General features: G+C 49.6%; 1 protein-coding gene. It reads left to right on the top strand.

The genetic code is table 11. The features are described from left to right. Positions 1–41 precede the first annotated feature (41 nt). On the top strand, positions 42–625 hold a 584-nt coding region (locus ACO0LF_RS31415), incomplete at its 3' end, for a catalase (protein WP_423021324.1).

Below are 625 nucleotides of genomic sequence, written 5' to 3'. Positions count from 1 at the left end.
CTGATGTAGTTGGATCTGGTTGACTTTTAAAGGCTCCCGCAATGACTAAATCAATTTCTCCGTCGTCCACGGACGGTGCCGGCTCAGTATTAAGCACCGTCTCTGGCCCATCCACCAATGAATTGCCCGCATCACTGGGGGCAATGGATGCTACCTCACCATCCCTGATTGAAAAAGTTGGCAATGCATTTGAAGTTGCTGCAGCCATGCCAGAAAATCCTAACAAGGCGAATGAATATGGTGAGTTAAGCCGCAATCCTGTTTCAGGTGCGACTGTCGAACCTGGTTCTCCTAATGCCACAGCAAGTACTGTAATGGAATCAGTCGCCTCTGATAAAGTTGGTACGGGCCAGCCAGCCTTGGGTGTCAATGAAACTATCGGTTCACTTGATCGGGTCAGAGCAGATGGTTCAAACCAGCGCCTGACCACCAATCAGGGTGTGCCGGTTGCAGATAACCAGAATTCGCTCAAGATAGGGCTGCGCGGCCCTACCGCAATGGAAGATTTCATCCTGCGTGAAAAAATTACCCATTTCGATCATGAGCGCATTCCCGAACGTGTTGTGCATGCACGTGGATCAGCGGCGCATGGGTATTTTGATAGCTATAAAGATTTTAGTAGCCT

Origin of the sequence: Undibacterium sp. Di27W, assembly GCF_049340345.1 — a bacterium.
GTDB lineage: Bacteria > Pseudomonadota > Gammaproteobacteria > Burkholderiales > Burkholderiaceae_D > Undibacterium.
Note: the sequence above shows the minus strand (reverse complement) of the source record. Positions and strands in the feature narration are given on the sequence as shown.